Raw genomic sequence first — 26,976 nt, forward strand, 5'->3', positions numbered from 1 at the left:
CGAGGCGCATCGCACCAGCGCAACCCATTGCGATTGATGAAGATTATTCCGCTCAACACGCGCCGATCATCGACCCGCGGCTTGCCATGGCTCTTTGGAAAGAACGGCTTCAACCGCTCCATCTGCTCGTCGGTCAGCCAGAAAAGGTTGCTCATCATCACCCACCGTCAGTCCGAGAGCTTGAATCATTCAGCCGTAGCGGTTTCAAGCAGATCAATGGGTCCTGAGCCTAGGTTCAATTCCACAATTTCATTCCGAAACGAGGAGCGGCTCATGCGCGAAGAGGACGGTCCGCCGCCAGGGGTGGAGGGAAATACCGGCCTCTCGGCAAAGCCGGGCACATCCACCGGCGCTGCGGCGCCCAGATCCGTCGGCGCCCCCTCGGGGCTGTCGGCCGTCGAGGATCTGGCCGAAAAGCTGCGCGCTCTGATCGCGTCGGAGGGCCTCAGGGTGGGCGACAGCCTGCCGACCGAGCGCGAACTTTGCGACCGGTTCCGGGCCAGCCGCAACACCGTGCGCGAGGCGATGCGCATTCTCAAGGCCTATGGCATCGTCACCGTCCGCCCCAAGGTCGGGGCCACCATCGTCGACGACCGCATGGAACGCGCGCTGGAGCTTTTTTCCTTCAACACGCTCGAGGTCTCGCGCAAGACCTTTTCCGACATCCAGGGCTTTCGCGGTCTGCTCGAGATCGCCAGCGTCGATCTGATCTTCGACCGTGTCGCCCGCGCCGACATTGCCGAGCTGCGGGAAATCAACGAACGGCTGCGCGGGGCCGCCAGTTGCGACGAGGCCGCCGAGATCGACTTTCGCCTGCACACGCGGCTGATCGCGGTGATGGGCAACAAGGCGATCCTCGACGTCTACAAGATCATGAAGCCGGTGATCCTGCGGATCATGGCGACCGGAAAGACCCAGCAGATATACGCCACCGAGACGCTTGGCGAACATGCCACCATCCTCGACGCGCTGGAGGCCCGCGACCGGCTCGCCTACCAGTACCGCATGCGCGCGCATCTGCAGGCGGGGGGGGGGAATTTCGACCCCTGAGCGGGTTCTGCCGGGCCCCGATAGGCGCGGCGCAGAACGCGACCGGCGGCCCAATGGGGGGCCCGATGGGGGCGCCGGGCGGAACGACCGGCCGGGCCGGACGGGACTTGGACCAGAACCGCCCGTGACCGACACCGGAACGAGGCGGCCCGGCAACAACGGCAAGAAGGCGCGCGAAAGAGCTCCGAGGGAGGACGACATAAAGGCTGTTCGCCTGATCGCCCCCGCGCTGGCGGGGGGCCTTCTGTCATCGGGTCTGGCTCTGGCCGGTCCGCAAGGCGTACCCGGACCGGGCGCGGACCCGGACTGTCTTGCGTCCCGGAGCGCGGGCACCGGCTATCTGCAATGGCCCCCGCGCGAGGGACCCTGCCGGATCGCCATCGTCAACGGCTTTGTCGGCAATGGCTGGCGCATCCAGATGATCAAGACCGCCAAGGCCTTCGCCCAAGCCCCCTCGATCCGCGACCGGATCGCCGAATTCAAGGTGGTCTCGACCGGCACCGACGCCGCCGTGCAACTGGGCGCGATCGAGGACGTCATCAATCAGGCCTATGACGCCATCGTCGCCATCGCGGTGGCGCCCGACGGCTTCGACCGGGTGATCCGGCTGGCGGACCGCAACGACGTGGTGCTGGTGCCCTTCGACAATGTGCGCGACACCGACAGGGTGATGCAGGTCAACGAGGACCAGCTGGCGATGGGCCGGACCTGGGCAGGCTTCGTGCTGGATCAGCTGAAGGCCGAGGGCAAGACCTCGGGCCGCATCCTCGAGATGCGCGGGCTGCCCGGCGACCCGGTCGACCGCGACCGCTCGCCGGGCATCGGCCAGCTGCTCGACGAGCCGGGCGGCGGCGGGCAGCGGGTCTCGGCGGTGGGCAAATGGGATGACGGCGCGGCGCAGAAGGTGTTGGCCGACGCCATCGCGGTGCATCTATTTCGACGCCATCCTCGCCCAGGGCGGCACCACCGGCGTGGTGCAGGCGATGCTCGCTTCCGGCCATCCGATGGTGCCGGTGGCGGGCGAATCCGAAAACGGCTTTCGCAAGCTCGTCGCTCAGCATGCCGACGAGGGCCTGAGGGGCATCTCGATCGGCCAGTCGCCGGGTCTGGTGGCCATCGCGATGAAGGCCGCGATTTCGGCGCTCGAGGGCAATCCGGTGCCGCAACTGATTTCGGTGCCGCTGCCCGTGGCGACCTACGACCAGTTGCAGGATGGCGTGAACGACTGGAAGATCTGCCCGACACCTTCTTCACCGTGAACGAGTGTCCGCCCTGCGGGGTGAATATCACCGGGCCTGCGATCGTGGCACAAAGCGAGGCCGACACCAACTGACCGTCTACGGGTCCTCTGCCGCCTCAGGGAAGGAGGGCAGAGGACCTGCCCCTGCCCCGCCGCGTCGGAGTTTCCGCCTCATGCCCCCCACAGACCCCATGATCCGGCTGTCCCGCGTCTCGAAGGCCTTTGCCGGGACGCAGGCGCTGGAGGCGGTCGATTTCGCCTGCGAGGCGGGGCCGATCCATGCCCTCTCGGCGAGAACGGGGCATGGCAATGGCGTTATCCCAGCTTTCCCCCGAGACCCGGCCGGTGCTGATCGCCTCGGGCTTCGTGCCGGCGATCCTGGTGCTCGGTGCGGCCTGCGCGCTGGCCACGGCGGGCACCGCACCCTTGCCGATGCCGGGCTATCTGCTGCAGAAATTGCGGACCGGTGCCTTTCTGGGGATCGTGGCAACAGGGATGATGATGGTGATCCTGCCGGGTCATATCGACCTGCCGGTGCCCTGGACAATGACCGCCGCGACGATGGTCGCAACCGCGGTCGGCGGCCCCAGGGCGATCCCGGCCGGGCTGGCGGTCGGGCTGGCCGCGGGGCCTTTCAACGGGCTCGGCGTCTCGGTGCTGCGGATCCCCTCGATGATCTTCACGCTTGGCGTCGATTCCGTGCTGCGCGGGCTGATGGTGGCCCAGACCGGGGGCTTGGCGCCCCAGGACCGCGCCACCGACACGATGCGCCTGCTGGCCGCCGGAAAGCTCGCGGGCGTTCCGGCCGCGAGCTTCGTCTGGCTGGCGGTCTCGGTCGGGATCGCCGTCCTGCTGCGCCGCACCGCCTTCGGCCGCGAGATCCATGCCACCGGCACCTGCGAGGCCGCGGTCTATCTGGCGGGCATCCGCAGCCGCCGGGTGATCGTCGGCGCCTTCGCCGCGTCGGGGCTTTGCGCGGCGCTCGCAGGCGTGTTGCTGGCGGGCTGTTCGGCCAAGGCCTGTCAGGGCATCGGCACGCCGTTCCTGCCGCCCGCCATCGCCGCGGTCGTGATCGGCGGCACCCGCTTTCTGGGCGGTCAGGGCCGCTATGCCGGCACCTTCGCCGGAGTGGTGCTGATCGTGCCTCTCAATTCCGTGCTGTCGATCATGCAGATGCCCGAAGCCGGGCGGCAGGTGATCCATGGCAGCGTCATCCTGTGCCTGCTGCTGGTCCATGGCCGCAGCGCGCATTCCCCCTCGTGAGGCCCCATGACCGACACCGCCCCGCTTTACGACATCCGCGACGGCCGCTTTGCCCGGCTCATCCATCCCCATGCCCGGCTCGACCGGCTCTGGACCGGCGGGCGCTGGTGCGAGGGGCCTGCCTGGTTTCCGGCCGGGAAATACGCGATCTGGTCCGACATCCCCAATGACCGCGTGATGCGCTGGGACGCGACCGACGGATCGGTTTCGGTTTTCGAATGCCCCGCGCAGAACCAGAACGGCCACGCGGTGGACCGCGAGGGACGCCTGATCCGCTGCGAACATCGCGGCCGCGCCGTGACCCGGATCGAGCCCGACGGGACGCGGACCGTACTGGCCGACCGGTATCGCGGCCAGCGTTTGAATTCGCCCAATGACGTGACCGTGCATGCAGATGGGTCGGTCTGGTTCTCGGACCCGACCTACGGCATCGACAGCGACTATGAGGGCGTCGCGGCCAAAGGCGAGATCGGCGCCCAGAACGTCTACCGGATCGGCCCGGACGGTGCGCTCGAGGCTGTTATCGAGGATCTGCGGCAACCGAACGGGCTGGCCTTTTCGCCGGATGGCAGCGTGCTTTACGTGTCGGATACCGGCATCACCCATGACCCCGCCTGCCCGCCCGAGATCCACGCCTATCCGGTCCTGGCCGATGGCACCGGGGTCGGCGAGGGCGTGCCCTTCTGCCGCTGCGAAACCGGCGTCTTCGACGGCTTCCGGCTGGACCGGGCGGGAAACCTCTGGAGCTCGGCCGGGGACGGGGTGCATTGCTTCGCCCCCGACGGCACGATGCTGGGCCGGATCGCGGTGCCCGAGACGGTGGCCAATCTGTGCTTCATCGGCCCCGCCCGGAACCGTCTGCTGATCTGCGCCACCAGCTCGGTCTATGCGATCTACGTCAACGCGACCGGGCTTTGAGCCGGCCCGGCCTCAGCCCTTCTCCCAGATCCGGCTGACCGCGCGGTCGAGCCAGGCCAGCCCCGCCAGCGCCAGGCCCAGCCCGACGAAGGACGCGACCCGCACCAGTCCGGACAGCCCCGACATGTCGATCAGGAACACCTTGGCCACGGTCAGCCCGACCCCCGCCATGGCCAGCCGCCGCAGCATGTGCGAGCGCATCAGGACGGCCGCGACCAGCCCCAGACCCGAGGCCAGCAGCAGCGCCAGCGTATAGCTGTAAAGCTCGCCATCGCTGGGCCCCGGCAGCGACAACTCCGGCCCGCGCCAGAGCCGCCGGATTTCAAGCCAGCCCCAGAGGCCCAGCGCCCCCGCGGACAGCCCCGCCAGACCCGGCCGCAACAGCCGCGCGCCAGGCCGCCCCGGCTCGCCCAGCCAGCGCGCCCCCGCCGCCAGCACCAAGGCCAGCGGCCAGAGCGCCAGCGCGAGACTGTCGAACACCGGCGGCCCGGCGACGCGGCGACTGGCAAGGCCGGGGTCGAGAAGCTGTGCCAGATCGCTCAGCAGCAAGATGGACGCCGTCAGCGCCGAGAGGCTCAGGAGCGCCGCGAAGAGGATCCTCAGCGGGCGCAGCAGGCCCGGATCGTGCGGCAGCCGCCAGATCTGCGCCAGAACCGCCAGCGTCCAGACCGTGGCGGTCAGGCCCATGGCCCAATGGGTCTCGAACCCCTCGGGTCCGGCCCAGCGCCGCAGCATCACGGTGGCGGCGATGGCCGCCGTCGTCACCAGCGCGGAGTCGGCCAGCGCCCGCACCGCACCCCGGTCGGGCCGCGCCAGCACCCGCATCGCGGCAAAGGCGGCAAGCGGCCCCAGATGGGCCAGCGCCGCATCGAGCGGCCCCGCGACGTCGATGGCCCAGTCGACGCCCGGGTCGAACACCAGCCGGTAGCCGATCACCGCGGCCCCCAGCTGTGCAAGCCAGCCCAGAGGCCGCATCGGATGCCGCCGGTCGATGGCGACCGCTGCAACCGCCATTGCCGACAGCGCGAGGGTCAACGCCGTCTTGGTCAGCAGCAGGAACAGCGCCAGCCCGATCAGGATCAGCGCCGAGGCCGCGAAAAGCCCGGTCTCGAAGGCCCGGCCCTCGCCCCCCAGCGCCGAACGCCGCTCGGCCAGCAGCACCATCAGCGCCGCCCCGGCCATCACCGCCAGCGCCCAGGGGTAGGCGCCCGTCACCTCGGCGGGCGCCCAGAAGACCTCGAGGATCAGCAGCGTCGCCGGAAGCAGCACTGCCGCCCCCAGCGCCCAGAACCCGCGATGGTTTGGGCCGTCGGGCTCGGCCTGGCGGAGCCGCTGGAAGGCGATGACCGACAGGGCCGCGCCACCTGCCGCCAGCCACCAGACGGTCGTGGGCGCCGGGCTCTCGGGCATCCGGTCGATCCCGGCGCGAAAGGCGCGGTAAAGCGGGCCGTCGCCCGCCGCATGCAGCCCAAGCGCCAGAAGCGCCGCGCCCCCGGGCAGGATCGCCAGATCCTCGAAGGCGGGCGCCCGGGCCAGCCCCAGCACCGCCCCCGCGAAGAGCACCAGAAGCAGCGCAAAGCCGATGGCGGCCTCGGTCGGGCGCAGCGCATCCAGCACCAGCCAAAGCCCCGCCCCGCTGGCCAGCGCCAGTCCCGCCGCCGCAAGCCAGGTCGGAAAGGCGGGCCGCGCGCCGCCAAGGCCCTCGGTCACGGTCGGGCCATCGGCGCCGGGCCGCAGGCTGCGGGCCGGGATCAGCACCGCGCCCGCCGCCAGTGCCAGCGCCGCCAGCGCCAGCCCGCGTGCGTCGGGCGCATGGAACCACAAGAGCCCCAGCGCCCCTGCAGGCAGCGCCAGCGCCAGCCCCGACACCCAGGCCCAGCGCCGGAACGTGTCGATGCCCAGCCCGGCAAGCCCCACCATCGCGAAATAGGGGTAAAGCAGAACCGCCTTGTCCGAGGACCCGCCGACGAAGAAGGGCGCAGCCGTGGCGCCCAGAAGGCCGATGGCCGACAGCACCGGACCGTAAAGCCAGCCCAGCAGCATCGCCACCACCGAGACCACGGCCATGCCCGCGAGCGCCGGAACCGATCCGATCAGCCCGTAAAGCGCATGGGCCGACAGGATCGCGATGAAGAGAACGACCGTGCCCGCGCCCGAGAAGGTCGAGGGCAGATGCCGCAGGTTCGGCGCCGCGGTGTCGCCATGGCGCCGCCGGATCGCCTCGCCGCCCGCGATCAGCGCGGCCCCCAACACCAGCGCCCCCAGCACCCGGAGCGGCGGGGTCAGCAGACCCTGCTCGACCCCGTATTGCACCATGAAGAGCCCGCCGAGGATCAGCGACAGCGCGGCCAGCGCCAGCGTCCAGTTTTCCCGCAGCCAGCCCGCCAGGCGGTCGGCCAATGTGGGCCCCTGCGGTTCGGGCGGCGCCGCCTGCGGCGGGGCCGAGACCGGCGAGGCCTGCTCGTCGTGCCGGGCCACGGGCGCCGTCAACGGCGCAGGACCGGGGTCGGGCTCGGGCGAAAGGGCCGCAGAGCGCTCGGTCTGCTCCGGCGGGGTCTGCTGCGGCGCATCCTGCCGCAGCGCCGCGACCTCCCGGACCAGTATCTCGACCTCCTTGACCAGTTGCTCCAGTCGGGTCCGCAGATCGGCATTTTCCGTGCGCAGCCCGAGATAGGCAATTATCAAAGCCGGCAGCCCGACCAGCACGAGAAGGCCGTAGATGCCCCCGAACACGATCAACATGATTTCCAAGATGCTCTTCCCTTCGCCGTCCGGGCCGCAGTCTCGCGATCGGCATCGTCCTGCGCAAGGCCCCGAACCGGCGGGATTCCGCCGCTTGGCTGCGGACGCCCGACAGGCTAGGCTGTCGCCCCCTGACCCAGACTTCGGACCGCCATGACCGCCGATCTTGCCCCCCGCATCGCCCGCACCATCGCCACCGAAATCGGCGCCCAGCCGCATCAGGTCGCCGCCGCGGTCGAGCTGCTTGACGGCGGCGCGACCGTTCCCTTCGTCGCCCGCTACCGGAAAGAGGCGACCGGCGGGCTCGACGACACCCAGCTGCGCGATCTGGCCGAACGGCTGACCTATCTGCGCGAGCTCGAGGCGCGGCGGGCGACGATCCTCGAGTCGGTGCGCGAGCAGGGCAAGCTGACTGAGGCGCTCGAGGCCGAGATCCGGAAGGCCGAGACCAAGGCGGTGCTGGAAGACCTTTACCTGCCCTACAAGCCCAAGCGCCGGACCCGCGCGATGATCGCCCGCGAAAACGGGCTCGGCCCGCTGACCGAGGCGATCCTTGGCGACCGCGCCGCCGCCCCCGAGGCGCTGGCCGAGGGCTATCTTTCCGAGGCCGTGCCCGACGTGAAGGCGGCGCTGGCGGGCGCGCGCGACATCCTTGCCGAGGGGCTTTCCGAGAATGCCGACCTGATCGGGCGGCTGCGCAGCTTCCTGCAGGACAGCGCGCTGGTGACGGCGAAGGTGGTCGAGGGGCAGGAACAGGCGGGGGCCAAGTTTTCGGACTATTTCGACCATCGCGAGCCCTGGGCCACGATGCCGAGCCACCGGGCGCTGGCGATCATGCGCGGCTCGAAAGAGGGCGTGCTGACGGTCGATATCGGCCCCGAGCCCGAAGAGGGGCTGCCCCGGGTGCAGGCCATGGTGGCGGGCGCGCTCGATGTGCGGGGCGAGGGCCCCGGCGACCGCTGGCTGCGCGACGCGGCGGGCTGGACCTGGCGCACCAAGCTGAGCCTGTCGATGATGCTGGACCTGATGGGCGATCTCAGGACCCGCGCCCAGGACGAGGCGATCCGGGTCTTTGCCCGAAATCTCAAGGACCTGCTGCTGGCAGCACCTGCCGGGGCCAAGGTCACGATGGGGATCGACCCCGGCATCCGCACGGGCTGCAAGGTGGCGGTCGTCGATGCGACCGGCAAGCTGCTGGACACCGCCACGATCTATCCCTTCCAGCCGAAGAACGACCTTCGGGGCGCACAGGCGACGCTGGCCACGCTGATCCGCAAGCATGGGGTCGATCTGATCGCCATCGGCAACGGCACCGCGAGCCGCGAAAGCGAACGGATGGTGGCCGAGCTGCTGGGCGACCTGCCCGCGCCGAAACCGAAGAAGGTGATTGTCAGCGAGGCGGGCGCCTCGGTCTATTCGGCCTCGGAACTGGCGGCGAAGGAATTTCCCGGGCTCGACGTGTCGCTGCGGGGGGCCGTCTCGATCGCGCGGCGGCTGCAGGACCCGCTGGCGGAACTGGTCAAGATCGAACCCAAGGCCATCGGCGTCGGCCAGTACCAGCACGATGTCGACCAGCACCGGCTGGCCCGCGCGCTGGACGGTGTGGTCGAGGATGCGGTGAACGCGGTCGGCGTCGATCTGAACATGGCCTCGGCCTCGCTGCTGGCGCGGGTCTCGGGGCTCGGGGGCTCTCTGGCAGAGGCCATCGTCGCCCATCGCGACGCGAACGGCGCGTTCTCGAAACGCAAGGACCTGCTGAAGGTCGCGCGTCTCGGGCCCCGCGCCTTCGAGCAATGCGCGGGCTTCCTCAGGATCACCGGCGGCGACGAGCCGCTTGACGCCTCGGCCGTCCACCCCGAGGCCTATGACGTCGCGCGCCGGATCGTGACCGCCTGCGGGCGCGATCTGCGCGCGGTGATGGGCGACGAGGCCCGGCTGGGTACGCTTGACCCGATGGCGTTCGTCGACGACCGGTTCGGCCTGCCGACCGTCAAGGACATCCTGTCGGAACTGGCCAAGCCCGGGCGCGACCCGCGGCCCGAATTCGTGACGGCAAGCTTTGCCGACGGCATCGAGGAGATCACCGACCTGCGCCCCGGCATGCTGCTGGAAGGCACGGTGACCAACGTCGCGGCCTTCGGGGCCTTCGTCGATATCGGCGTGCATCAGGACGGGCTCGTCCATGTCTCGCAACTGGCCGACCGTTTCGTGAAGGACCCGCATGAGGTCGTGAAGGCGGGCGATGTGGTGAAGGTCCGGGTGGTCGAGGTCGACGTGCCCCGCAAGCGGATCGGGCTGTCAATGCGCAAGGAGGGCGGGGCCGAGGCCCCCCCCCGCGACGGCGCGCGCGGTTCGGCGGGCAAGGGGCCGGGACGCGGCGCGGGTCCGAAAGGCCCAGGCAAGGGAGCTGGCAAGGGATCTGGCAAAGGCCCCGGGAACGGTCCGTCGCGGCACGCCTCGGGGCCCGCCGGCGGCAAGGCCCGGGACGACGCGCCCGGCGCCCTTGGCGCGGCGCTGCTGGACGCGATGAAGCGCCGCTAGGCCTCCGCCCCGGACCCGGCGGGGAAGGCGAGCGGATCGCCGTCTTCTTGCGCCGGATCGCCCCCGTCGGCGCGCCGCGCCTCCCTTGGGACATGCGCCCGCGCCAAAGGCACGGCGGGCGGGTGGGCGCCCAGCCGCCCGCCGCGACGCCGGTTCGATTGACGCGGCAGGGCCGATCTGCCATGCCGCCAGCGCTTGGGCTGCGAGGGCAAGATGCAAGACAAACCGCTCGAATCCGTCGAACTCGACCTGTTGGCGATCATCCGCCAGATCCATGCCGAAGAAGGCCCCTTCGGGCGCGACCTGCTGCTGGTGCGGGCGCGCGGGCGGGGGCTGGAAGTCTCGCGCCCGCTGGGACGGCTGAAGGCGCTGGGGCTGGTGGAAGAGATCCAGCGCAAGCCCTTCCTTCTGCGCCGGATCTTCGGTGCGATGCCCGTCGCCCTGCTGCGCCCGACCGCTGCCGGTCTGGCCCTGGGCGAAACCGCCGCCGAGGACAGCCCCGCCGAAGGCGCCGCCGAAACTCCGGCCAAACCGCCGGTGACCGCACCGGCCAGGACCGCTGCCGCCAAAGCCCCCACCAGCAAGCCCGCCCCCCCCGAGGCCAAGGCCCCCGCGCCCGAGGCCCGGGCTGAACCCGCGCCGCAACCGGCCAACGTCCAGCAACCGGCCGATCCGGCCCCTGTTTCGGCCCCCGCGCCTCAGATCGCGCCCCCCGAGCAGCCGACCACTGTTGTCGCCGCTCCGGCTCCGGCTCCTGCTCCGGCGGCCGACGACCTGCCCTTGCCGATGCCCCGCCGCGCCGCGCCGCGCAACCTGCGCGGCTATACCGAAGAGCTGGGCGGCAGTCCCGCTCCGGTGAAGACGGTGCCGCTGCGCCACAATGCCGACCCGGCCCTCATGGAGAACCTGCGCGAGGCGCTGGCGGTGATCGGGATCGAGATGACCTTTGCCGGCGAGGCCCTGATCGCCGACCGGATGGAGCACGGCGCCTCGATTGGCGAGGCGCTGTCGCAGGTCGTGCTTTTTGCCTTTGCCCATGCCGTGGCCGAGGATGCTCGCGAGGGCGGCCAGCTTCAGGCGATGGGCCTGACCGACTACGCGGTCGACGTGATCGCCGAGTTCGAACGGCTGCGCGACGCGGGCGAGATTTCCGGGGATCGGCTGGAAGAGGACATGCGCCGCCTCTGGACGCTGGTCGGCGACAGCCCCGAGCGGCTGAGCCTGGCCCAGGAGTTGCTGGCCGACCCCGTGGGCGGGCTGACGCCGCCTGCCCTTCTGCCCGAGGATCTGCGCCCGGCCGAAGACGCCTGAGCTGTCGCAAGCGGCGCGCGACAGAAGCGCCCGCGCCGCCCGGCGTCAGGCCACACTGGTCTCGATCAGCGCGTCATGGACCATGCGTTCGGTGAAGGGCCGCAGCAACAGGCGCCAGCCCTCGCCCATGACCCGCTCGACATCCTCGCCAAGGGTCAGCACCAGTCGGGCTCCGTGCTTGGCGAGATGCGCCGCAAGGCCGCTCGACAGCGCGTCGTCGACCCGCATCTCGAGAAACGCCGCATCGACCGCCCCCACGCCTTCGAGCGCGGGCGTCACCTGCTCGATCGACGAGAAATGCATCACGCGGCACGGCCCGAGCGATTCGATCGCCTGAATGAGATCGGCCGAAATCAGCGCGTCCCTTTCCAGCACCACATAGGTCGGGCAGTACGTCGTAAAAGGCGCAGCCGCGTGCGGCATCGAGGGGCTCCGTTCCTGTAAGAGGGTCCGTGAGCTTCGATCATAGACGGAACGTCGCGGCAAGTGCATTAACAATGCAATTACCGATACCGTTCCCGCGGAAAGACGCCGCCTTCCCTTGGGGAAATTCCGGTAATCGCCGGAAAAACAGGCAGTCCTCGCGACCGCTCCGGCGGCGGGCGGTCCTTGTGGATGGGCACCAAACGAACCTGCGCCACACAGGAACGGGCGCCCCGTCCACGAGGGACAGGGCGCCCGGGTCTTGAAGCGGCCGCGTCAGCTGAACTTCGAGAGGAACTCGTCCACCTCGCGCTCGGCTTCCTGACGGGCCTTGCCGTAGCGTTCCTGGACGAGGCCGACCAGCTGTTCGCGGTCGCCTTCGGTGCGCTCCAGTTCGTCATCGGTCAGCGCACCCCAGGCTTCGCGCGCCCGGCCCTTGATCTGTTTCCATTTCCCTTGAATGATATCCGTATTCATCGAATTCCTCCTTTTCGTTCGTGTCTGCCCAATCAACGTCCCAGGGTCGGAAAGGGTTCCGCAAGGACACGCTGATACGCCCCGGCGCGACATATCTTTCGCGGCTCCCCTGCACCGCAGGAACCGCGGCAGGAACCGCGCGCCCGCAGGCGCGTTGACCGGCCATGACAGACCCCACATTCCGCATCGATCCGGCGTCCCGCACAGCCCTCATCATTCTGGCGGCCGTCGCTGGCTTTGCCGCGCTGAAACTGGCCGAAGACATCTTCGCCCCGCTCTGTCTGGCGCTGGTTGCGGGGATCATCCTGTCGCCACTGGCGGATTCGCTCGAACGGCGGCTGAAACTGCCGCGCACCCCGGTCGCGGCGGCGCTGCCGATGCTGGGCATCCTCGCGGTCGGGGCACTGGCCTTCGCGCTGGAACCGCTGGTCGGACGGCTGGTCGACCAATGGCCGACGATCCGCTGGGAACTGCGGGGCGTGGTCAACGATTTCCGCGGCTTCGTGCAGAATCTGGGCCAGGTCGGCGACGAGGTCCAGCGCGCGCTGGGCGGCGGTGGCGGGGACGAGACCGCCGCCCCCTCGATCCCGACCCTGACCGACGCGCTGTTCGTGGCGCCCCGGATCGGTGCCCAGATCCTGATCTTCATCGCGGCGCTCTTCTTCTTTCTGCTGACCCGCTCCGAGGTCTATGCCTGGATCGCCAGCTTTGCCGGTCGGCGGCTGGGGCGCGGGGCCATCCTGACCCGGATCCGCACCGCCGAGCGTCTGGTGGCGGTCTATTTCCTGACCATCACACTGATCAATGCCGGGCTCGGCATCGCGCTGGCGGTGGCGTTGGGGGTGCTGGGCATGCCCGGGGCCATCGCCTGGGGCGCGGGAGCCGCGCTTTTGAACTTCGTGCTTTACGTGGGTCCCGCGACGATGGTGGCGGCGCTGTTTCTGGGCGGGCTGATCGTCTTCGACGGCTGGGCGTCGGTCTTGCCGGCCGCGATCTATCTGGTGCTGAACGGGATCGAGTCGCAGGTCGTCACGCCGACCTTCGTCGGCCGCCGGATCGCGGTGAACCCGCTGGCGATCTTCGTCTCTCTGGTCTTCTGGCTGTGGTTCTGGGGACCTCTCGGCGGGGTGATCGCGATCCCGGTTCTGGTGATCGTTCTGGCGATGCTCGACATCTTCGACGAGCCCGAACCGGACATGATGCCCGACCCCGAGCCCTCTGAATCCGTCTGACCCGGCCTCGGCCCTGGATGACCGACGCGGCCCGATCTGCAGTCTCGCCCCTTGCAGACAGCAAACGGGGCAGGTCCGACCCGCCCCGCTCTCTGCGTCCCCGCAAACCCGGGACAACCGCCACCCGCGCTGCGGATGCCGCGTCAGACCATCTCGGGCGGCACTCCTGGCACCGGCAGACCCAGCTTGCGCGCGGGGTCGGAATCGTAATGCACCAGAAACCCTTCGCGCCGCTCGGGGCGGCGTCGGCTGTTGAGATCGGCCAGCACCCGCCAGTGCTCGAAGGCGGTCGCGGGGTCCAGCGCCTCCGGATCGACCTGACCGTCGGCGTCGCGCGACAGCCAGTGCCCCATGACCCGGGTCCGGATCTGTTCGACATGGGGGGCGGCGGTCAGCTCGATCCCCGCCTCGGTATCCCAGCGCATCGACCGGCCGTTCAGGTTGGCCGAGGACAGGATCGCCGCGCGATCATCGAAGATCGACACCTTGGAATGCACATAGATGATCGGCGCGTCCTGCAGCGCCTCGCGGCCGTCGGCGTCAACGATCCGGCGCGGCTGCACCGGCGACAACACCAGCACCCGGTCCGGACCGAAGGCGTCGTAGAGAAGGCCCAGGCAGCGGCTTTGCAGATGCTCGCCATAGCGCACGTCGAGCCCGCTGCTGTTCTCGAAGGCCACGTCCTCGGGGGCCGCGGGCAGCACCAGGATGGCGCGCAACTCGGGGCGCGCCTCGGCCCGGCGGGCGAGCGCCTGAGCGAGCGGCAGATGCCGGAAGAACTGGGTTTCGAGATAGACCAGATGTTCGGCCGCGGCGATGCGCGACAGATGCGCCCGCTCGATCTCGGTCACCACCGGCAACGGCGAAAAGCGGAACGGCGCACGCCGCGCGGGCCGCGACAGCGTGCGCAGGAACCCCGGCGCGGCCGGACCCGGCGGGCGCTGGCCGGCCACGATCGAAAGAAAGCCCTCGAGATGGTCCTCGGCCGCGCTGACAACCGGCCCGCGCACCAGCGCATGGACGTCATGCCAGGTCCGCTCGGGCGCGCGGCGGTGGCGGGGCGTGTCATAGCGCCGCTCGTTCAGATCGAGCCCGCCGACATACAGCAGACGCCCGTCGAACACCGCCATCTTCTGGTGATGGGTGGCCGGAGTCAGATCCGGCACGCCGGGCACCGCCACGATCCGGCCGTCGCGCCGGGTGCGGGTGATCCGGGCAAGCCCCGGGGCTTCTTCCAGAAACCGCGCGCGCGCGTCCTCAGAAAGGGCGTTCAGCTCGGCCAGCACCACGCGCAGCTTGCCATGCGCGCCGGGCCAAAGCACCAGCCGCGCGCCAATCCCGGCCCGCGCGCTGTGCAGGGCGCTGACCACCTCGAGGCTTCCCGCTCGGGCGATCTCGCAAGCGGCAATCAGCTTGCGCCGGGCGTTCCAGCTGAGCCGGTGCAGGTCGGCCGCGCCGATCGGGTCGAAATCGGCCAGTACCAGCCGGACCCGGACCCCGCGCTCGAGCGTATGGACCAGAAGGTCGAACCAGTCCTCTCCCACCGCCCGGGCTTCGGGCGAGCGAAGCCGGGTCGACACATCGAAGATACGGAAACTGGCCGAGATGGTGTGGCGCGCCTCCAGAAAGGCGCGCTCGAGGGCCGGATAGGCCTCGGCCGCGGTCAGAAGAAGCTCAAGCTCCTCGACCGGACCGGTCGCTGCGGCACGCGCCGCACTGCTTTCGGTGAATCCATGCATGGCGTTGGCCGCAGGCTTGTCTGGCCGGACCTCAGCGGATGACGGCGGAGCGCGGCCCCGCGATCAGCCAGATGATGAAGCCGATCAGCGGCAACAGCAGGATCAACAGGATCCAGAGCACCTTGTTGCCGGTCGCGACACCGGAATTCAGGACCGAGACGATGGCCCATATATCGAGAATGAGGACGAGAAGACCGCCGATCCCTGTGACTTCCATGACGGATGTTCCTTTTCTGATGGCCTGGTTCCGAGTGTCGGAAGCGATGTCCCCGGACAACGCCGGGCTCTGCCCTGCGGTTCCCGGACCGGCCCGGACCGGCCCGTACCGGCGGCAGGCCGGTCCCGCCAGGCGGCGCGGTCGCCCGATGCCGAACCGGGAGCCGCCGCGGACGCGCCCCGAATGGCAGATGGACCAGAGTCGGAACGGGCGCGTCGAAACGCACGGAAACCGGGCAGGTTCCTAAGATTTTCTGTCCTTTTTCTGGGCGTTTTCTGAAACCAGCAGGCCCCGACCACGTTGTCTGGCCATGGAAGCGGCGCCGGACCGGCACCGCCACACGAAGAAGGAGGTTCACAGATGAAACGTATTCTTGCGACCACCGCCCTTGCCACTCTCGTCGCCATGCCCGCCCTCGCCCAGAGCCAGGGCGGTCCGATTTCCGCTCCGGATGTCGATGTGGCCGGCCAGTCGATGAGCGCCGACACCCTGATCGGCAAACGCATCTATGTCGACACCGGCACCGATGAGGGCGTGTCGATGACCGACCTGACCGACGCTCCCGACAGCTGGGAGGACGTGGGCGAGATCGGCGACGTCTATATCGACGGCAATGGCTCGGTCGAAGCCGTGATCGCCGATATCGGCGGGTTCCTGGGCGTGGGCGAGCGCGAGGTCGCGCTCGACATGCAGAGCCTGAAATTCGCGCCCGACGCGGATGACGAGGGCGAGTATTTCGTCGTCTTCCAGGGCGATCCGTCGACCCTCGAAGGCAAGGACGCCTATGACCGGGCCGCCATGGACAATGACGGCGACTTCCTCGGCATGCAGACCAAGCAGGCCAAGGCTGAAGACAGCGACATGGGCACCAAAGCCGGCGCGCCGCTTTCGGACAGCGAACGGGCCGAGCTGACCGCCGAGGATCTGCAGGGTCAGCCGGTGATCGGCGCCGATGGCAAGAAGATCGGCGAGATCGGCGAGCTTGTGCTGACCGATGACGGCAAGATCGACCGGGTGATCGTCGATGTCGGCGGCTTCCTGGGCATCGGCGAGAAACAGGTCGAACTGGCCTATGGCGAGCTTGACATCTCGCATGGCGAGGACGGCGATCTGAAAGTCACCACCGTCCAGACCGAAGACACGCTGAAATCGCTGCCCGAGTGGACGGGCTGACCCTTCTCCACGTCAGCAGAACAAGGGGCCGCCATCGCGCGGCCCCTTTTGCCGTGCCGTCTCCTGCGGCACCGACACGGCCCGGCGCGCGTTAGCAAACCGTTCATCGGAGACGGCCATGCTTGCCCCGACCCGCAAGGCCGGGCCGCCTTCGAGGGAGAATCATCGATGAATGTTCAGGGACACAACGCCTTCGCGCAAAGCATTGCGAATTACACGCGCGCCAGCGGCACCGCCGGGGTCCGGTCGTCCGATTTCGCCAAGGCGGCGGAAGAAGCCTCCGGACCCGCCGCCGCAAGCCCGGCAGACGCCCCCCGCGGCCCCGATGCCATCGCCGACATCTTCGCCCGCTACGACATGGCCAACATCTCGCCGCGAGAGATCGACGCCATGGCCAGGGACCTGCGCGATGCGGGCTTCGAGGATCACGATTTCCTGCTTCATCTCGAAATCCATGGCGAGACGTTCCAGTCGCATCTGGTCGACTGTCTGCGCGAGGCCGGAATGGATGTCAGGGACCCGGATTTCACACAACCGATGGACATGTTCTCGACCACGCGCGCGCAGATCAGCTATTCGCGCCTCGCGGGCCAACCGACCGCCTGGCTCGAGAGCTTCCTTGCCAAGCTCGAGACCTATCAGTCGCCCGTGCATGCGGATGCGGCCCGTGGCGCGGTCGCACAAAGCATGGTGCTCGGTCAGGCGAGCTGATCCCGCCCCGTCGGCGAAGCGCCCCTCACCGCCCCGGGCGGTCCGGCAGGCTGGCGAAACCGCTGGACCGGCGCGCCCGGTTCCGGTCAGATCGGCCGCATGACCCAAAGCACCGACCGCATCCTGCCCGGCATCCTTCTGATGATCGGCTTCACCGTCACCGCCCCGGTGATGGACAGCTTTGCCAAGCTCGCCTCGGCCGAGATCCCCGTGGGGCAGATCGCCGCCGCGCGGTTCGGTCTGCAGGCCCTTATCCTGGTACCGCTGGCCGTCGCGCTGGGTCAGATCGTTCGGCCCTCGGCGCGCGAGGCGGCGCTGCATCTGGTGCGGGCCGGGCTGATCCTCTGTGCGACGACCGCATTCTTTGCCGCGTTGCAGGCGATGCCGCTGGCCGATGCCATCGCGATCTTCTTTGTCGAGCCCTTCATCCTGACCCTGCTCGGCGCGCTTTTCCTGGGCGAATCCGTGGGCTGGCGCCGGATCGTCGCCTCGGCGGTCGGGTTCTCGGGGGCGATGCTGGTGATCCGGCCAAGCTTTGCGGCCTTCGGCGCGGTAGCGTTGCTGCCGTTGGCCACCGCCTTCTGCTTTGCCGCTTATATGGTGCTGACCCGACAGATCGCGCGGCGGATGCCCACTGTGGCGCTGCAGGCCTGGACAGCGGTCGCGGCCAGTTTCATCGTCCTGCCGGTGCTGGTCCTCTGCGACGGGTCGGGGATCGGACCGCTCGACCCGGTCTGGCCGCGGGGCCCATACTGGGTCTGGTTGGCCGGGGTCGGGATCGCGGCCACCGTCTCGCATCTCCTGATCAGCGGGGCCCTGCGGCTGGCACCGACAGCCGTCATCGCCCCGCTGCAATATCTTGAAATCGTCGCGGCGGCGGCTCTGGGCTATCTGATCTTCGACGACCTGCCCGATATCGAGGCGCTGGCCGGGATCGCCCTCATCATCGGCTCGGGGTTTTACGTCTTCCTGCGCGAACGTCGGCTCAGCCTGACGCGGCCGCCGCCTCCGGCCCCATGAGCGCCGCGACCGCCGCGTCCAGCGCCGCGACCGGCAGGATCACCGCCATGCCCGGCCCTTCCATCCGCAGCCGCACCGGCCCCGAGACCCGGTTCGAGGTGCCGATCCGGCCGCCCGGGGCGAAATCGAGTCCGTCGATGGGCCAGTGCAGACCCCTGCTGGTGCCGCGCACCGGGGCCATCGGAAAGAGCGAGAACCGCGAGCCCGGCGGCAGGTCCAGCGCCAGTTCCGGCGGGCAGTGAAAGCAGAGATCGTCGTCGCCGATCAGCAGGCAGCGCCGGTCGGGGTGGCGCACCAGCGTGTTGACCGCCGCCAGGCCATGGTCGAACCGGTCGCCGAGGAAGCCGAGCCCCAGGATCAGCCGCGCCGCCACATGCCGGAGGCATTTCTCGAAATCCGTGCTGTCCTGCTCTGCCACCGGGTGCTGGCGCTCGTCCGGGATCGCCGCCCGCGCCGCCGCCGAGATAGAGTCGAAATCGCCGATCACCGCCTCGGGCATCCGTCCCGCCGCCAGCGCCGTATCCGCCCCGCCATCGGCCGCGACCAGGGCCGGTGCGATGACCAGCGCCCGACTCAAAAGCGCCGGATCGACCGAGGCGCCGCCAAGAAGCGTGATCTTGTCGGAATGATGGACGAATTGTGTCGGCATTCTGGCAACCTTTGGGAGAGATTGTGTCGGACAGTCCCGAAATGACGAAAAAACCTTGAAAATTCCGCTTTCTGTTCATTCTCTGGAACCGCACTATGGTAAACATAGGCGTGTAGTGTCCGGGGAGAAAGCGAGTTTCGGATGGTTGGTCCGACCAAGACCCTGACGGTTTCCTATGGAACCTTCTCCTGCAAGCTGGAGGGGTTCGAGGATTCCTTTGGCATGATGAAGGCGGTCACCGAATATTACCGGGACCTTGCGGCCGAAGACCGATATTTCGGCGCCGAACCTCCGCCGCCCGATGCCGAAACCCTTCAACGCATCGCCGAACGCGAGGTGCGCCGCCGGGTCGAGGCCCGGGTCGAACTGGATGGGGTCGTGCTGCGCTCTGGCGAAAGCCCGGTCGCGGGTGCGGCGCAGGTCTCGCATGCGGCGCCAGCACCGTCCAAGGTGCTGCCGCCGCGCGCCGACGAACCCGAATCCGTCGCCGCCAAGCTGGCGCGCATTCGCGCGGCGGTGGAAACCGCCCATGCCACGGATGCCGAACTGGCCGGACCCGTTTTCGAGGACGAAACCGACGAACTCGCGGCGCCCGCGCAGGGCCCGCAGCGCCCTTTCGCCCGACCGCCGGACCGCCCGGCGGATCCGGGCAGGGCTTCCTCCCCCCTTCGACAGAAGGCGGGTCCTGACAGCGACACCGGCGTCGCGGCCCGGCACAGCCTCCGGCCGGATGCGCCCGCCCGGGCCGCGGCCACCGAGGACCGACCGCACACGGCAGCGGCCTCCGGTCCCGAGTTGCAGCGTCGCCCGGCGGATCGCGGCCCGGCGGCCAATGCCGCCTCGCACCCGGGTCCCGAGTCCGCAGAAACCACCGCGGCGCCGGCCCGGCCGCGGCAGGCGCGCGCCCGGGTGCTGAAGCTGCGCCGGGACGATCTGACCGACGCATGGCCCGACACGCCCGAACGGCCGCTCGCCCCTCCGGCCGACCCCGACGCCCGGCTGCCGGAACCCGACGCGGCCGACCTTCAGGCCGAACTGGCCGCACTCCAGGCCGATGCCGCCCCGGCTCGGCTGGCCGATCCGCGCCCAGGCCCGCATCCCGCATCCGGCGATGCGGTCCCGGCCCGTCAGGCCCCTGCCGAGCGCAGCCGGTCGGCCGATCTTGCCGATCACGAACTGGCGCTTCAGCGGTTGCTGGACGAGACCAATACCAAGCTGGCCGGACCCGAACAGAAACGCCGCCAGGCCTCGATCGGCCATCTGAAAGCGGCGGTCGCCGCCACGGTGGCCGAGCGGCGGATCGGCAACCGCCTGCGCCGCGATGACGACGGCCAGACCCGCCCCTATCGCCAGGTGCTGGCAGAGGTGGTCCGCGGCGACCGCGAGACTTCGGCGGACTGGGATCGCGGCCGGCTGGCCCCGCTGATTCTGGTGACCGAACAGCGGATCGACGAACCGAAGGAAATTGTCCGCTCCGAAACCGCCGCCGTCGGCGAACACCACGGGACCTTGCGGCTCGACACGCCGGTTCTTCCAGCGACCGAGGCCCGGCTGCGCGCCTTCGCCGCCGATCTCGGCGCGCATGACCCGACCGATCTTGCCGGATTGCTGGAGGCCGGGGCCGCCTATCTGATGCGGCAGGACGGTGTGACCTATTTCACCCGGCCGCAGGTGATCGAACTGGCCCGCAGCATCGCGGGCGACGGCTTTCAGCGCGAGGACATGCTGCGGGCCTTCGGCACTCACCTGCGCGACGGGCGGTTCCGGCGGCTGCGGCGCGGCCAGTTCGTCATCGACGACGCGACCGGCGACCGGGAAGACAGGTCCGCCAACCGCATCGCCTGAGGCACGAAACCACCGTTCAGCCGTCGCGCCGCCCGGTTTTCCCGGCGGTTTCGTCGTTTCGTGCCGCGTCGGAGTCAGGCTGTCCGATGCCGCGGAACACAAAGCGGAAGGGCAGCGCCCAGACGATGCCCAGCGCCACATAGACCAGAAGCTCGACCAGGAAGGACGGGCGGCCGAGCGCGTTCATCACGCTCACGGCCACCACGATATAGGCGGGCAATCCGATCAGCAGGATCACCAGCGACCAGCGGCGGCGGGCTTTCCAGGACAGGGCCATCAGTCGGAGAACGGATCGGTGACGAGGATGGTGTCGTCGCGCTCGGGCGAGGTCGACAAAAGCGCCACCGGACAGTCGATCAGCTCCTCGACCCGGCGCACATACTTGATGGCATTGGCGGGCAGGTCGGCCCAGCTGCGCGCGCCCTCGGTCGATTCCTGCCAGCCCGGCAGTTCCTCGTAGACGGGTGTGCAGCGCGCCTGCTGATCGGCGGCAGTCGGCAGGTGATCGAGCCGTGTGCCGTCAAGCTCGTAGCCCACGCAGACCTTCAGCGTCTCGAAGCCGTCCAGCACGTCGAGCTTGGTCAGCGCGATCCCGGTCATGCCAGAGGTGGCGCAGGTCTGGCGCACCAGCACCGCGTCGAACCAGCCGCAGCGGCGCTTGCGCCCGGTGACGGTGCCGAATTCATGGCCGCGCGTACCGAGACGCTCGCCGTCCTCGTCGTGCAACTCGGTCGGGAACGGCCCCTCGCCCACGCGGGTCGTGTAGGCCTTGACGATGCCCAGCACGAAATTGACAGCCCCCGGGCCGATGCCGGTGCCGGTCGCGGCCTGACCGGCGATGGTATTCGACGAGGTCACGAAGGGATAGGTGCCGAAGTCGATGTCCAGAAGCGCCCCCTGGGCCCCCTCGAACAGGATCCGCTTGCCGGCGCGGCGCTTCTCGTTCAGCACCTTCCAGACGGGGGCCGCGTATTTCAGGATCTCGGGCGCGATCTCGCGCAGGCTCGCCAGAAGCGCGTCGCGGTCGATCTCGGGCAGGCCCAGCCCCGCGCGCAGCGCATTGTGGTGCACCAGGGCCCGGTCGACGCGCAGTTCCAGCGTCGCGGCGTCGGCCAGATCGGCGACCCGGATCACCCGGCGGCCGACCTTGTCCTCGTAGCAGGGGCCGATGCCCCGCCCGGTGGTGCCGATCTTGGCCAGGGTGTTCTGGCCTTCGCGGGCGCGGTCAAGTTCGCCATGGAAGGGCAGGATCAGCGGCGTGTTCTCGGCGATCATCAGCGTCTCGGGCGTGATCTCGACGCCCTTCTCGCGGATCGTCTCGATCTCTTTCACCAGATGCCAGGGGTCGAGCACGACCCCGTTGCCGATCACGCTGAGCTTGCCGCCCCGGACCACGCCCGAGGGCAGCGCGTTCAGCTTGTAGACGGTTCCGTCGATCACCAGGGTATGGCCCGCGTTGTGCCCGCCCTGAAAGCGCGCCACCACATCGGCGCGTTCGGACAGCCAGTCCACGATCTTGCCTTTTCCCTCGTCGCCCCACTGGGCGCCAACGACGACGACATTGGCCACGGCCAATTCCTTTCAAGCTGCTGCCATGCAAACCCGCGCAGGTATAAACGCCTGCGGCGACGAGGCAAGGCAAAAACTCGGCGACACCGCCGCCCGGATGGCTAGATTCGCCGCAGGACGCACGAAACACGAACGAACGGAGAGCCCGAAATGGCCGCATTGTTGCTTCGCTGGCTGGTCGCCTTCCTGCTGCTGGCCCTGACCTACAACCCAACCCCCTGGAATTACGTCCGCTGGGCGATCTCGGGCTGGGACAGCCAGACGCCGATGGTCGTGCTGGCGGGGCTTTTGCTGTTCACCGGCTACGCGATCTACCTGCGCGCCACGCTGCGCTCGATCGGGCCGTTCGGCATGGCGCTGGTGGCGGCGCTCGTCGGAGCACTGCTCTGGGTGCTGGTCGACTGGAACGTGATCCGTCTGGACGATCCGGGGCTCAACACGTGGATCGGGCTGCTGGCGCTGTCGCTGGTTCTGGGGGTCGGACTGGGCTGGAGCATCATCCGGCGGAAGCTTTCGGGACAGGCCGATATCGACGACGTGGACGACTAGATCCGCGCGGGACATCGCGTCGCAGACGCCTTGACGGGCCCCGGATCGGCTCGGCCCTGCGACGATGAGGCCGCCCGAAAGTCGACGCATCCGCCCTAGGCCGCGTTAAACTCTTGTCGAGTCGGCACATCAAAATAATCACGGAGGAACATGAATGTCCGGATTCCTGCTTCGCTGGCTGGTCGCCTTCCTGCTGCTCGCCGCCACCTACAATCCGACCCCGTACAACTATATCACCTGGGCCCAGGCCAATTACGCAACCGACAAACCGCTGGTCATCGGTATCGGCGTGATGCTGGCCCTGGCCCTGCTGATCTACCTCGTCGCCGCCGTCCGCACGCTTGGCCTGCTGGGGATCGTGCTGCTGCTGATCATCCTGGGCCTCCTGGGCTACATCCTCGTCGGCAACGGCACGCTCAGCATGGAAATGAACAGCTTCAACGTCTGGGGCGGCGCGGTCCTGCTGTCGCTGATCCTCGGCGGCGCGATGAGCTGGCGCTCGCCCGGCAAGATCAAGGCGGCGAACGCCAAGAAAGCCCGGTCGACCAGCAAGACCGCCGGCAAGACCGCCAGCGCCTGAGGGGTTGCGGGAGCGGCCCGTTCGGCATAGGTACGCGCCAAGTCAAAGCCGGGGCCGCTCCATATGGAAAACGTCATCCTCATCGTTCATCTGATCCTCGCCGTCTGCCTGATCGGCATTGTGCTGTTGCAGCGCAACGAAGGCGGCGGGCTCGGCATGGGTGGGGGTGGCACGATCACCGGCCGCGCCCCGACCACGCCGCTGGGCAAGCTGACCTGGTTCTTCGCGGTCTGCTTCATCTCCAGTTCCGTCGCTCTGACCATCATCGCCGCCGAAAACGCCGCAGGCACCTCGGTCGTCGACCGGCTGGGCATCCCGGCCCCGGCCGCCCAGGACGAGGCGGCACCCGGCGAGGCGCCCGCCACCGAGCCCGGGCTTCTGCCCCCCGCCCCCGTCGCACCCAGCGACACACCGGTTGCGCCGCCCCGCGCGGACTAGACCGCGCCCCGCCCCACCGCGCGGCCCGACCGGCCGGGACCGCGTGGCTGCCACAAAATCACCACAACACGTTGATTCGGGCCACAGACCCGCCCCAGCATCTTGCGGTCCGGTTGCGGCTCCGTCGCGAATCCGCTATAGTCCAAGTCCCGTGATGCTGGGGCGCGCGCGCCCCGAATCCAGCAGACATTCGAGCATTAGTCACGGGAGACTCCAGCCACATGGCACGCTTCATTTTCATCACGGGCGGGGTTGTGTCGTCGCTGGGCAAGGGCCTGGCTTCGGCCGCGCTGGGGGCTCTGCTGCAGGCCCGCGGCTTTACCGTCCGGCTGCGCAAGCTGGACCCCTACCTGAACGTCGACCCCGGCACGATGAGCCCGTTCGAACATGGCGAGGTCTTCGTCACCGATGACGGGGCCGAAACAGACCTCGATCTGGGGCATTACGAACGCTTCACCGGGGTCGCCGCGCGATCGACGGACTCTATCTCGTCGGGGCGGATCTATTCCAACGTGCTGGAGAAAGAGCGCCGCGGCGACTATCTGGGCAAGACCATTCAGGTCATTCCGCACGTCACCAACGAAATCAAGGACTTCATCGCCGCCGGCGAGGACGAGGTCGATTTCATGCTGTGCGAGATCGGCGGCACGGTCGGCGATATCGAGGGGCTGCCCTTCTTCGAGGCGATCCGCCAGTTCAGCCAGGACAAGCCGCGCGGCCAGTGCATCTTCATGCATCTGACGCTGTTGCCCTACATCAAGGCCAGCGGCGAGCTGAAGACCAAGCCGACCCAGCACTCGGTCAAGGAGTTGCGCTCGATCGGCATTGCGCCCGATGTGCTGGTCTGCCGCTCGGAAGGCCCGATCCCTGCGAAGGAGCGCGAAAAGCTGGCGCTGTTCTGCAACGTGCGCCCCGACAGCGTGATCGCGGCGCAGGATCTCAAGTCGATCTACGAGGCGCCGCTGGCCTATCACCGCGAGGGGCTGGACCAGGCGGTGCTGGATGCCTTCCAGATCAACCCGGCGCCGAAGCCCGATCTTTCGAAATGGGAAGACGTCTCCGACCGGATCTTCAACGCCGAGGGCGAGGTGCGCGTCGCCATCGTCGGCAAGTATACCCAGCTGGAAGACGCCTACAAATCCATCGCCGAGGCGCTGACCCATGGCGGCATGGCGAACCGGGTCCGGGTCAAGGCCGAATGGATCGACGCCGAGATCTTCGAACGCGAGGACCCGGGTCCCTGGCTGGAGGGCTTCCACGCGATCCTGGTGCCCGGCGGCTTCGGCGAGCGCGGCACCGAGGGCAAGATGAAGGCCGCCCAGTTCGCCCGCACCCGCGGTGTGCCCTATCTGGGGATCTGCCTCGGCATGCAGATGGCGGTGATCGAGGCAGCCCGGAACGTCGCCGAGCTGTCCGATGCGGGGTCGGAGGAGTTCGACCACGAGGCCGGCAAGAAGCGGTTCACCCCCGTCGTCTACCACCTCAAGGAATGGGTGCAGGGCAATGCGATGGTGAAACGCAAGCTTGGCGACGACAAGGGCGGCACCATGCGGCTGGGCGCCTATACCGCGCATCTGCTGAAGGGCTCGAAGGTGGCCGAGATCTACGGCTCGACCGTGATCGAGGAGCGCCACCGCCACCGCTACGAGGTCGACATCAAGTACCGCAAGCAGCTCGAGGCCTGCGGGATGGTGTTCTCGGGCATGTCGCCCGACGGCCGCCTGCCCGAGATCGTCGAGTGGAAGGACCATCCCTGGTTCATCGGCGTGCAGTTCCACCCCGAGCTGAAATCGAAGCCCTTCGCGCCGCATCCGCTGTTTGCCGATTTCGTGCGCGCCGCGGTCGAGGTCTCGCGCCTGGTCTGAGGACCGCGCGCGGGGCCGCCACGCCATGCTGTCCTATCAGCATATCTATCACGCGGGAAACCTCGCCGATGTGCACAAGCACGCGCTGCTGTGCGCGATGCTCGACTACCTCACCCGCAAGGACAAGCCGCTGAGCTATATCGAGACCCATGCCGGGCGGGGCCTTTACGATCTGGCCGCGGCGGAGGCGGTCCGGACCGGCGAGGCGGCCGCGGGCATCGGCGTGATGGAGCGGCGCTTGCCCGAGGCCCATCCCTACCGGCAACGGCTGGCCGAGGTCCGCGAACGCTTCGGCGCCACGGCCTATCCGGGCTCGCCCCTGCTGGCGGCGCTGTCACTGAGGCCCGGCGACGCGCTCCATCTGGCCGAGCTGCACCCGCAGGAGCGCGCCGCACTGGAAGCCGCGATGGCCCCGTTCGGCGCGCATGTGCTGGCCCGGGACGGATTCGAGACGGCGCAGGCGCTGACCCCGCCCACGCCCCGGCGGGGCCTGATGCTGATCGACCCAAGCTACGAGGTGAAGGCCGATTACGCGGCAATCCCCCGGCATATGGCGGCGCTTCACCGCAAATGGAACGTAGGTACGCTGGCGCTGTGGTATCCGATCCTGCCCGCGGGCGCCCATGCGCCGATGACGGCGGCCTTGCGCGCGGCCTTCCCCGAGGCGCTTTGCCACGAGGTGCGGTTTCCACCCGCGCGCGACGGTCACGGGCTGATCGGTTCGGGGCTTTTCGTGGTCAACCCGCCCTGGGGGCTCGACGCCGAGGCGGCGACCCTCGGACGGCTGTTTTCGGCGCTCTCCGGCACGACCGGCTGAACCGCAGGGCCCCGACCGGGTGCAAAACGCCTTTCCCGGCGCGCGACACAGGCCTATATCCCCCCCATGTTCGCAGACTTCCTCAACCGCCTGATCGGCCCCGACCCCGACCGGCTCGACGATCCCGACGCCCGGCTGGCGCTGGCGGCCCTTCTGGTGCGAATCGCGCGGACCGATGGCGACTATGCCCGCGAGGAGGCCGCGCGGATCTCGCGCATTCTCGCGGCGCGCTATACGCTGAGCCCCGACCAGGCGCTGGAGCTGCGCAGCCGTGCCGAAACGCTGGAGGCGCAGGCCCCCGATACCGTCCGCTTTACCCGCGCGATCAAGGACGCCGTGCCCTACGAGCACCGCGAAGGCGTGGTCGAAGCACTGTGGGAAGTGGTTCTGGCCGACGGTGTGCGCGACGACGAGGAGGACGGCCTGCTGCGGCTGGTGGCAAGCCTTCTCGGCGTCAACGACCGCGACAGCGCGCTGGCCCGCCAGCGGGCCGAGGCGAAACACGCCGACTGACACCCGTTCCCGGCGCGACGCGCGACAGGCGCACCGCCACCACAACCCCTATGCGCGAACGGCCGGGACACATTGCCCAAATCCTGTGCGTTCG

At 69.1% G+C, this 26,976-nt stretch carries 26 protein-coding genes; 17 read left to right on the forward strand and 9 right to left on the reverse strand.

Annotated elements, in window-relative coordinates; all coding sequences use genetic code 11:
• Positions 1–155: transposase (locus EV657_RS08830; protein WP_134077675.1), on the reverse strand; the 155-nt coding region annotated here is incomplete at its 3' end.
• Positions 156–273: 118 nt separating this feature from the next.
• Here EV657_RS08830 and EV657_RS08835 point away from each other — a divergent pair.
• From EV657_RS08835 to EV657_RS08850, 4 genes are all read left to right on the forward strand, one after another.
• Complete coding sequence (locus EV657_RS08835; protein ID WP_081382184.1) at positions 274–1,050, forward strand: FadR/GntR family transcriptional regulator; 777 nt, start codon at positions 274–276, stop codon at positions 1,048–1,050.
• A gap of 124 nt (positions 1,051–1,174) precedes the next feature.
• Positions 1,175–2,383 (forward strand): substrate-binding domain-containing protein, encoded by a 1,209-nt coding sequence (locus EV657_RS08840; protein WP_243837517.1) that lies wholly within the window; start codon positions 1,175–1,177, stop codon positions 2,381–2,383.
• A 210-nt stretch (positions 2,384–2,593) separates the two neighbouring features.
• A complete protein-coding gene (locus tag EV657_RS08845) occupies positions 2,594–3,553 on the forward strand; it encodes an ABC transporter permease (RefSeq protein ID WP_243837518.1) in 960 nt (319 codons plus the stop codon).
• A 6-nt stretch (positions 3,554–3,559) separates the two neighbouring features.
• The gene (locus EV657_RS08850) at positions 3,560–4,471 is read left to right on the forward strand and encodes an SMP-30/gluconolactonase/LRE family protein (RefSeq protein ID WP_134077678.1); all 912 of its coding nucleotides are present in this window, start codon (positions 3,560–3,562) and stop codon (positions 4,469–4,471) included.
• Between the two features lie 12 nt (positions 4,472–4,483).
• Here EV657_RS08850 and EV657_RS08855 read toward each other — a convergent pair whose 3' ends face one another.
• On the reverse strand, positions 4,484–7,213 hold the full coding sequence (locus EV657_RS08855; RefSeq protein WP_243837528.1) for a DUF2339 domain-containing protein: 2,730 nt from the start codon (positions 7,211–7,213) through the stop codon (positions 4,484–4,486).
• Positions 7,214–7,366: 153 nt separating this feature from the next.
• Between EV657_RS08855 and EV657_RS08860 the strand changes: the two genes are divergently transcribed.
• Entirely contained in the window at positions 7,367–9,754 is a 2,388-nt protein-coding gene (locus EV657_RS08860; RefSeq protein WP_113670807.1) for a Tex family protein, read from the forward strand.
• Positions 9,755–9,967: 213 nt separating this feature from the next.
• Positions 9,968–11,065, forward strand: a complete 1,098-nt coding sequence (locus tag EV657_RS08865) for a hypothetical protein (RefSeq protein ID WP_134077680.1) — start codon at positions 9,968–9,970, stop codon at positions 11,063–11,065.
• Positions 11,066–11,110: 45 nt separating this feature from the next.
• Here the strand turns inward: EV657_RS08865 and EV657_RS08870 are convergent, their stop codons facing one another.
• Both EV657_RS08870 and EV657_RS08875 read right to left on the reverse strand, forming a co-directional pair.
• Complete coding sequence (locus tag EV657_RS08870) at positions 11,111–11,488, reverse strand: hypothetical protein (protein WP_081382186.1); 378 nt, start codon at positions 11,486–11,488, stop codon at positions 11,111–11,113.
• 276 nt (positions 11,489–11,764) lie between these two features.
• Positions 11,765–11,965 (reverse strand): CsbD family protein, encoded by a 201-nt coding sequence (locus EV657_RS08875; protein ID WP_113670723.1) that lies wholly within the window; start codon positions 11,963–11,965, stop codon positions 11,765–11,767.
• Positions 11,966–12,129: 164 nt separating this feature from the next.
• Between EV657_RS08875 and EV657_RS08880 the strand changes: the two genes are divergently transcribed.
• Positions 12,130–13,197, forward strand: a complete 1,068-nt coding sequence (locus tag EV657_RS08880) for an AI-2E family transporter (protein ID WP_134077681.1) — start codon at positions 12,130–12,132, stop codon at positions 13,195–13,197.
• A 143-nt stretch (positions 13,198–13,340) separates the two neighbouring features.
• On the opposite strand, the gene EV657_RS08885 is transcribed toward EV657_RS08880, so the two are convergent.
• Together EV657_RS08885 and EV657_RS08890 are read right to left on the reverse strand one after the other, a co-directional pair.
• Positions 13,341–14,936 (reverse strand): phospholipase D family protein, encoded by a 1,596-nt coding sequence (locus tag EV657_RS08885; RefSeq protein ID WP_113670725.1) that lies wholly within the window; start codon positions 14,934–14,936, stop codon positions 13,341–13,343.
• 31 nt (positions 14,937–14,967) lie between these two features.
• Positions 14,968–15,153: a PLDc N-terminal domain-containing protein gene (locus EV657_RS08890; protein ID WP_075786729.1), complete on the reverse strand. Its 186-nt coding sequence runs from the start codon at positions 15,151–15,153 to the stop codon at positions 14,968–14,970.
• A 360-nt stretch (positions 15,154–15,513) separates the two neighbouring features.
• Between EV657_RS08890 and EV657_RS08895 the strand changes: the two genes are divergently transcribed.
• From EV657_RS08895 to EV657_RS08905, 3 genes are all read left to right on the forward strand, one after another.
• Complete coding sequence (locus EV657_RS08895) at positions 15,514–16,326, forward strand: PRC-barrel domain-containing protein (protein ID WP_075786730.1); 813 nt, start codon at positions 15,514–15,516, stop codon at positions 16,324–16,326.
• A gap of 168 nt (positions 16,327–16,494) precedes the next feature.
• Positions 16,495–17,037 (forward strand): hypothetical protein, encoded by a 543-nt coding sequence (locus EV657_RS08900; RefSeq protein ID WP_113670726.1) that lies wholly within the window; start codon positions 16,495–16,497, stop codon positions 17,035–17,037.
• A 99-nt stretch (positions 17,038–17,136) separates the two neighbouring features.
• Complete coding sequence (locus EV657_RS08905) at positions 17,137–18,057, forward strand: DMT family transporter (protein WP_134077682.1); 921 nt, start codon at positions 17,137–17,139, stop codon at positions 18,055–18,057.
• Here EV657_RS08905 and EV657_RS08910 read toward each other — a convergent pair.
• Complete coding sequence (locus EV657_RS08910; RefSeq protein WP_134077683.1) at positions 18,023–18,706, reverse strand: thiamine diphosphokinase; 684 nt, start codon at positions 18,704–18,706, stop codon at positions 18,023–18,025. The two genes, EV657_RS08905 and EV657_RS08910, sit on opposite strands and share 35 nt — an antisense overlap.
• A gap of 141 nt (positions 18,707–18,847) precedes the next feature.
• Here EV657_RS08910 and EV657_RS08915 point away from each other — a divergent pair, with 141 nt between their 5' ends.
• Entirely contained in the window at positions 18,848–20,551 is a 1,704-nt protein-coding gene (locus tag EV657_RS08915; RefSeq protein ID WP_134077684.1) for a hypothetical protein, read from the forward strand.
• A 16-nt stretch (positions 20,552–20,567) separates the two neighbouring features.
• On the opposite strand, the gene EV657_RS08920 is transcribed toward EV657_RS08915, so the two are convergent.
• A complete protein-coding gene (locus tag EV657_RS08920) occupies positions 20,568–20,828 on the reverse strand; it encodes a DUF2842 domain-containing protein (protein ID WP_075786735.1) in 261 nt (86 codons plus the stop codon).
• Positions 20,828–22,120, reverse strand: a complete 1,293-nt coding sequence (locus tag EV657_RS08925; RefSeq protein ID WP_075786736.1) for an adenylosuccinate synthase — start codon at positions 22,118–22,120, stop codon at positions 20,828–20,830. Before EV657_RS08925 ends, EV657_RS08920 begins: the two co-directional genes overlap by 1 nt.
• Positions 22,121–22,270: 150 nt before the next feature.
• On the opposite strand from EV657_RS08925, the gene EV657_RS08930 reads away from it, so the two are divergent.
• The 6 genes from EV657_RS08930 to EV657_RS08955 all read left to right on the forward strand — a co-directional run bounded on the left by EV657_RS08930 (position 22,271) and on the right by EV657_RS08955 (position 26,882).
• On the forward strand, positions 22,271–22,669 hold the full coding sequence (locus tag EV657_RS08930) for a DUF6524 family protein (RefSeq protein WP_108027297.1): 399 nt from the start codon (positions 22,271–22,273) through the stop codon (positions 22,667–22,669).
• A 154-nt stretch (positions 22,670–22,823) separates the two neighbouring features.
• A complete protein-coding gene (locus EV657_RS08935) occupies positions 22,824–23,249 on the forward strand; it encodes a DUF6524 family protein (protein ID WP_134077685.1) in 426 nt (141 codons plus the stop codon).
• A gap of 63 nt (positions 23,250–23,312) precedes the next feature.
• A complete protein-coding gene (gene secG, locus EV657_RS08940) occupies positions 23,313–23,687 on the forward strand; it encodes a preprotein translocase subunit SecG (protein WP_134077686.1) in 375 nt (124 codons plus the stop codon).
• Positions 23,688–23,908: 221 nt separating this feature from the next.
• The gene (locus EV657_RS08945) at positions 23,909–25,552 is read left to right on the forward strand and encodes a CTP synthase (protein WP_113670731.1); all 1,644 of its coding nucleotides are present in this window, start codon (positions 23,909–23,911) and stop codon (positions 25,550–25,552) included.
• A gap of 25 nt (positions 25,553–25,577) precedes the next feature.
• Positions 25,578–26,369: a 23S rRNA (adenine(2030)-N(6))-methyltransferase RlmJ gene (locus tag EV657_RS08950; protein ID WP_075786741.1), complete on the forward strand. Its 792-nt coding sequence runs from the start codon at positions 25,578–25,580 to the stop codon at positions 26,367–26,369.
• 66 nt (positions 26,370–26,435) lie between these two features.
• Positions 26,436–26,882 (forward strand): tellurite resistance TerB family protein, encoded by a 447-nt coding sequence (locus tag EV657_RS08955; protein ID WP_113670732.1) that lies wholly within the window; start codon positions 26,436–26,438, stop codon positions 26,880–26,882.
• The last annotated feature ends 94 nt before the right edge of the window (positions 26,883–26,976 follow it).

Origin of the sequence: Rhodovulum visakhapatnamense, assembly GCF_004365965.1 — a bacterium.
GTDB classification, from domain to species: domain Bacteria; phylum Pseudomonadota; class Alphaproteobacteria; order Rhodobacterales; family Rhodobacteraceae; genus Rhodovulum; species Rhodovulum visakhapatnamense.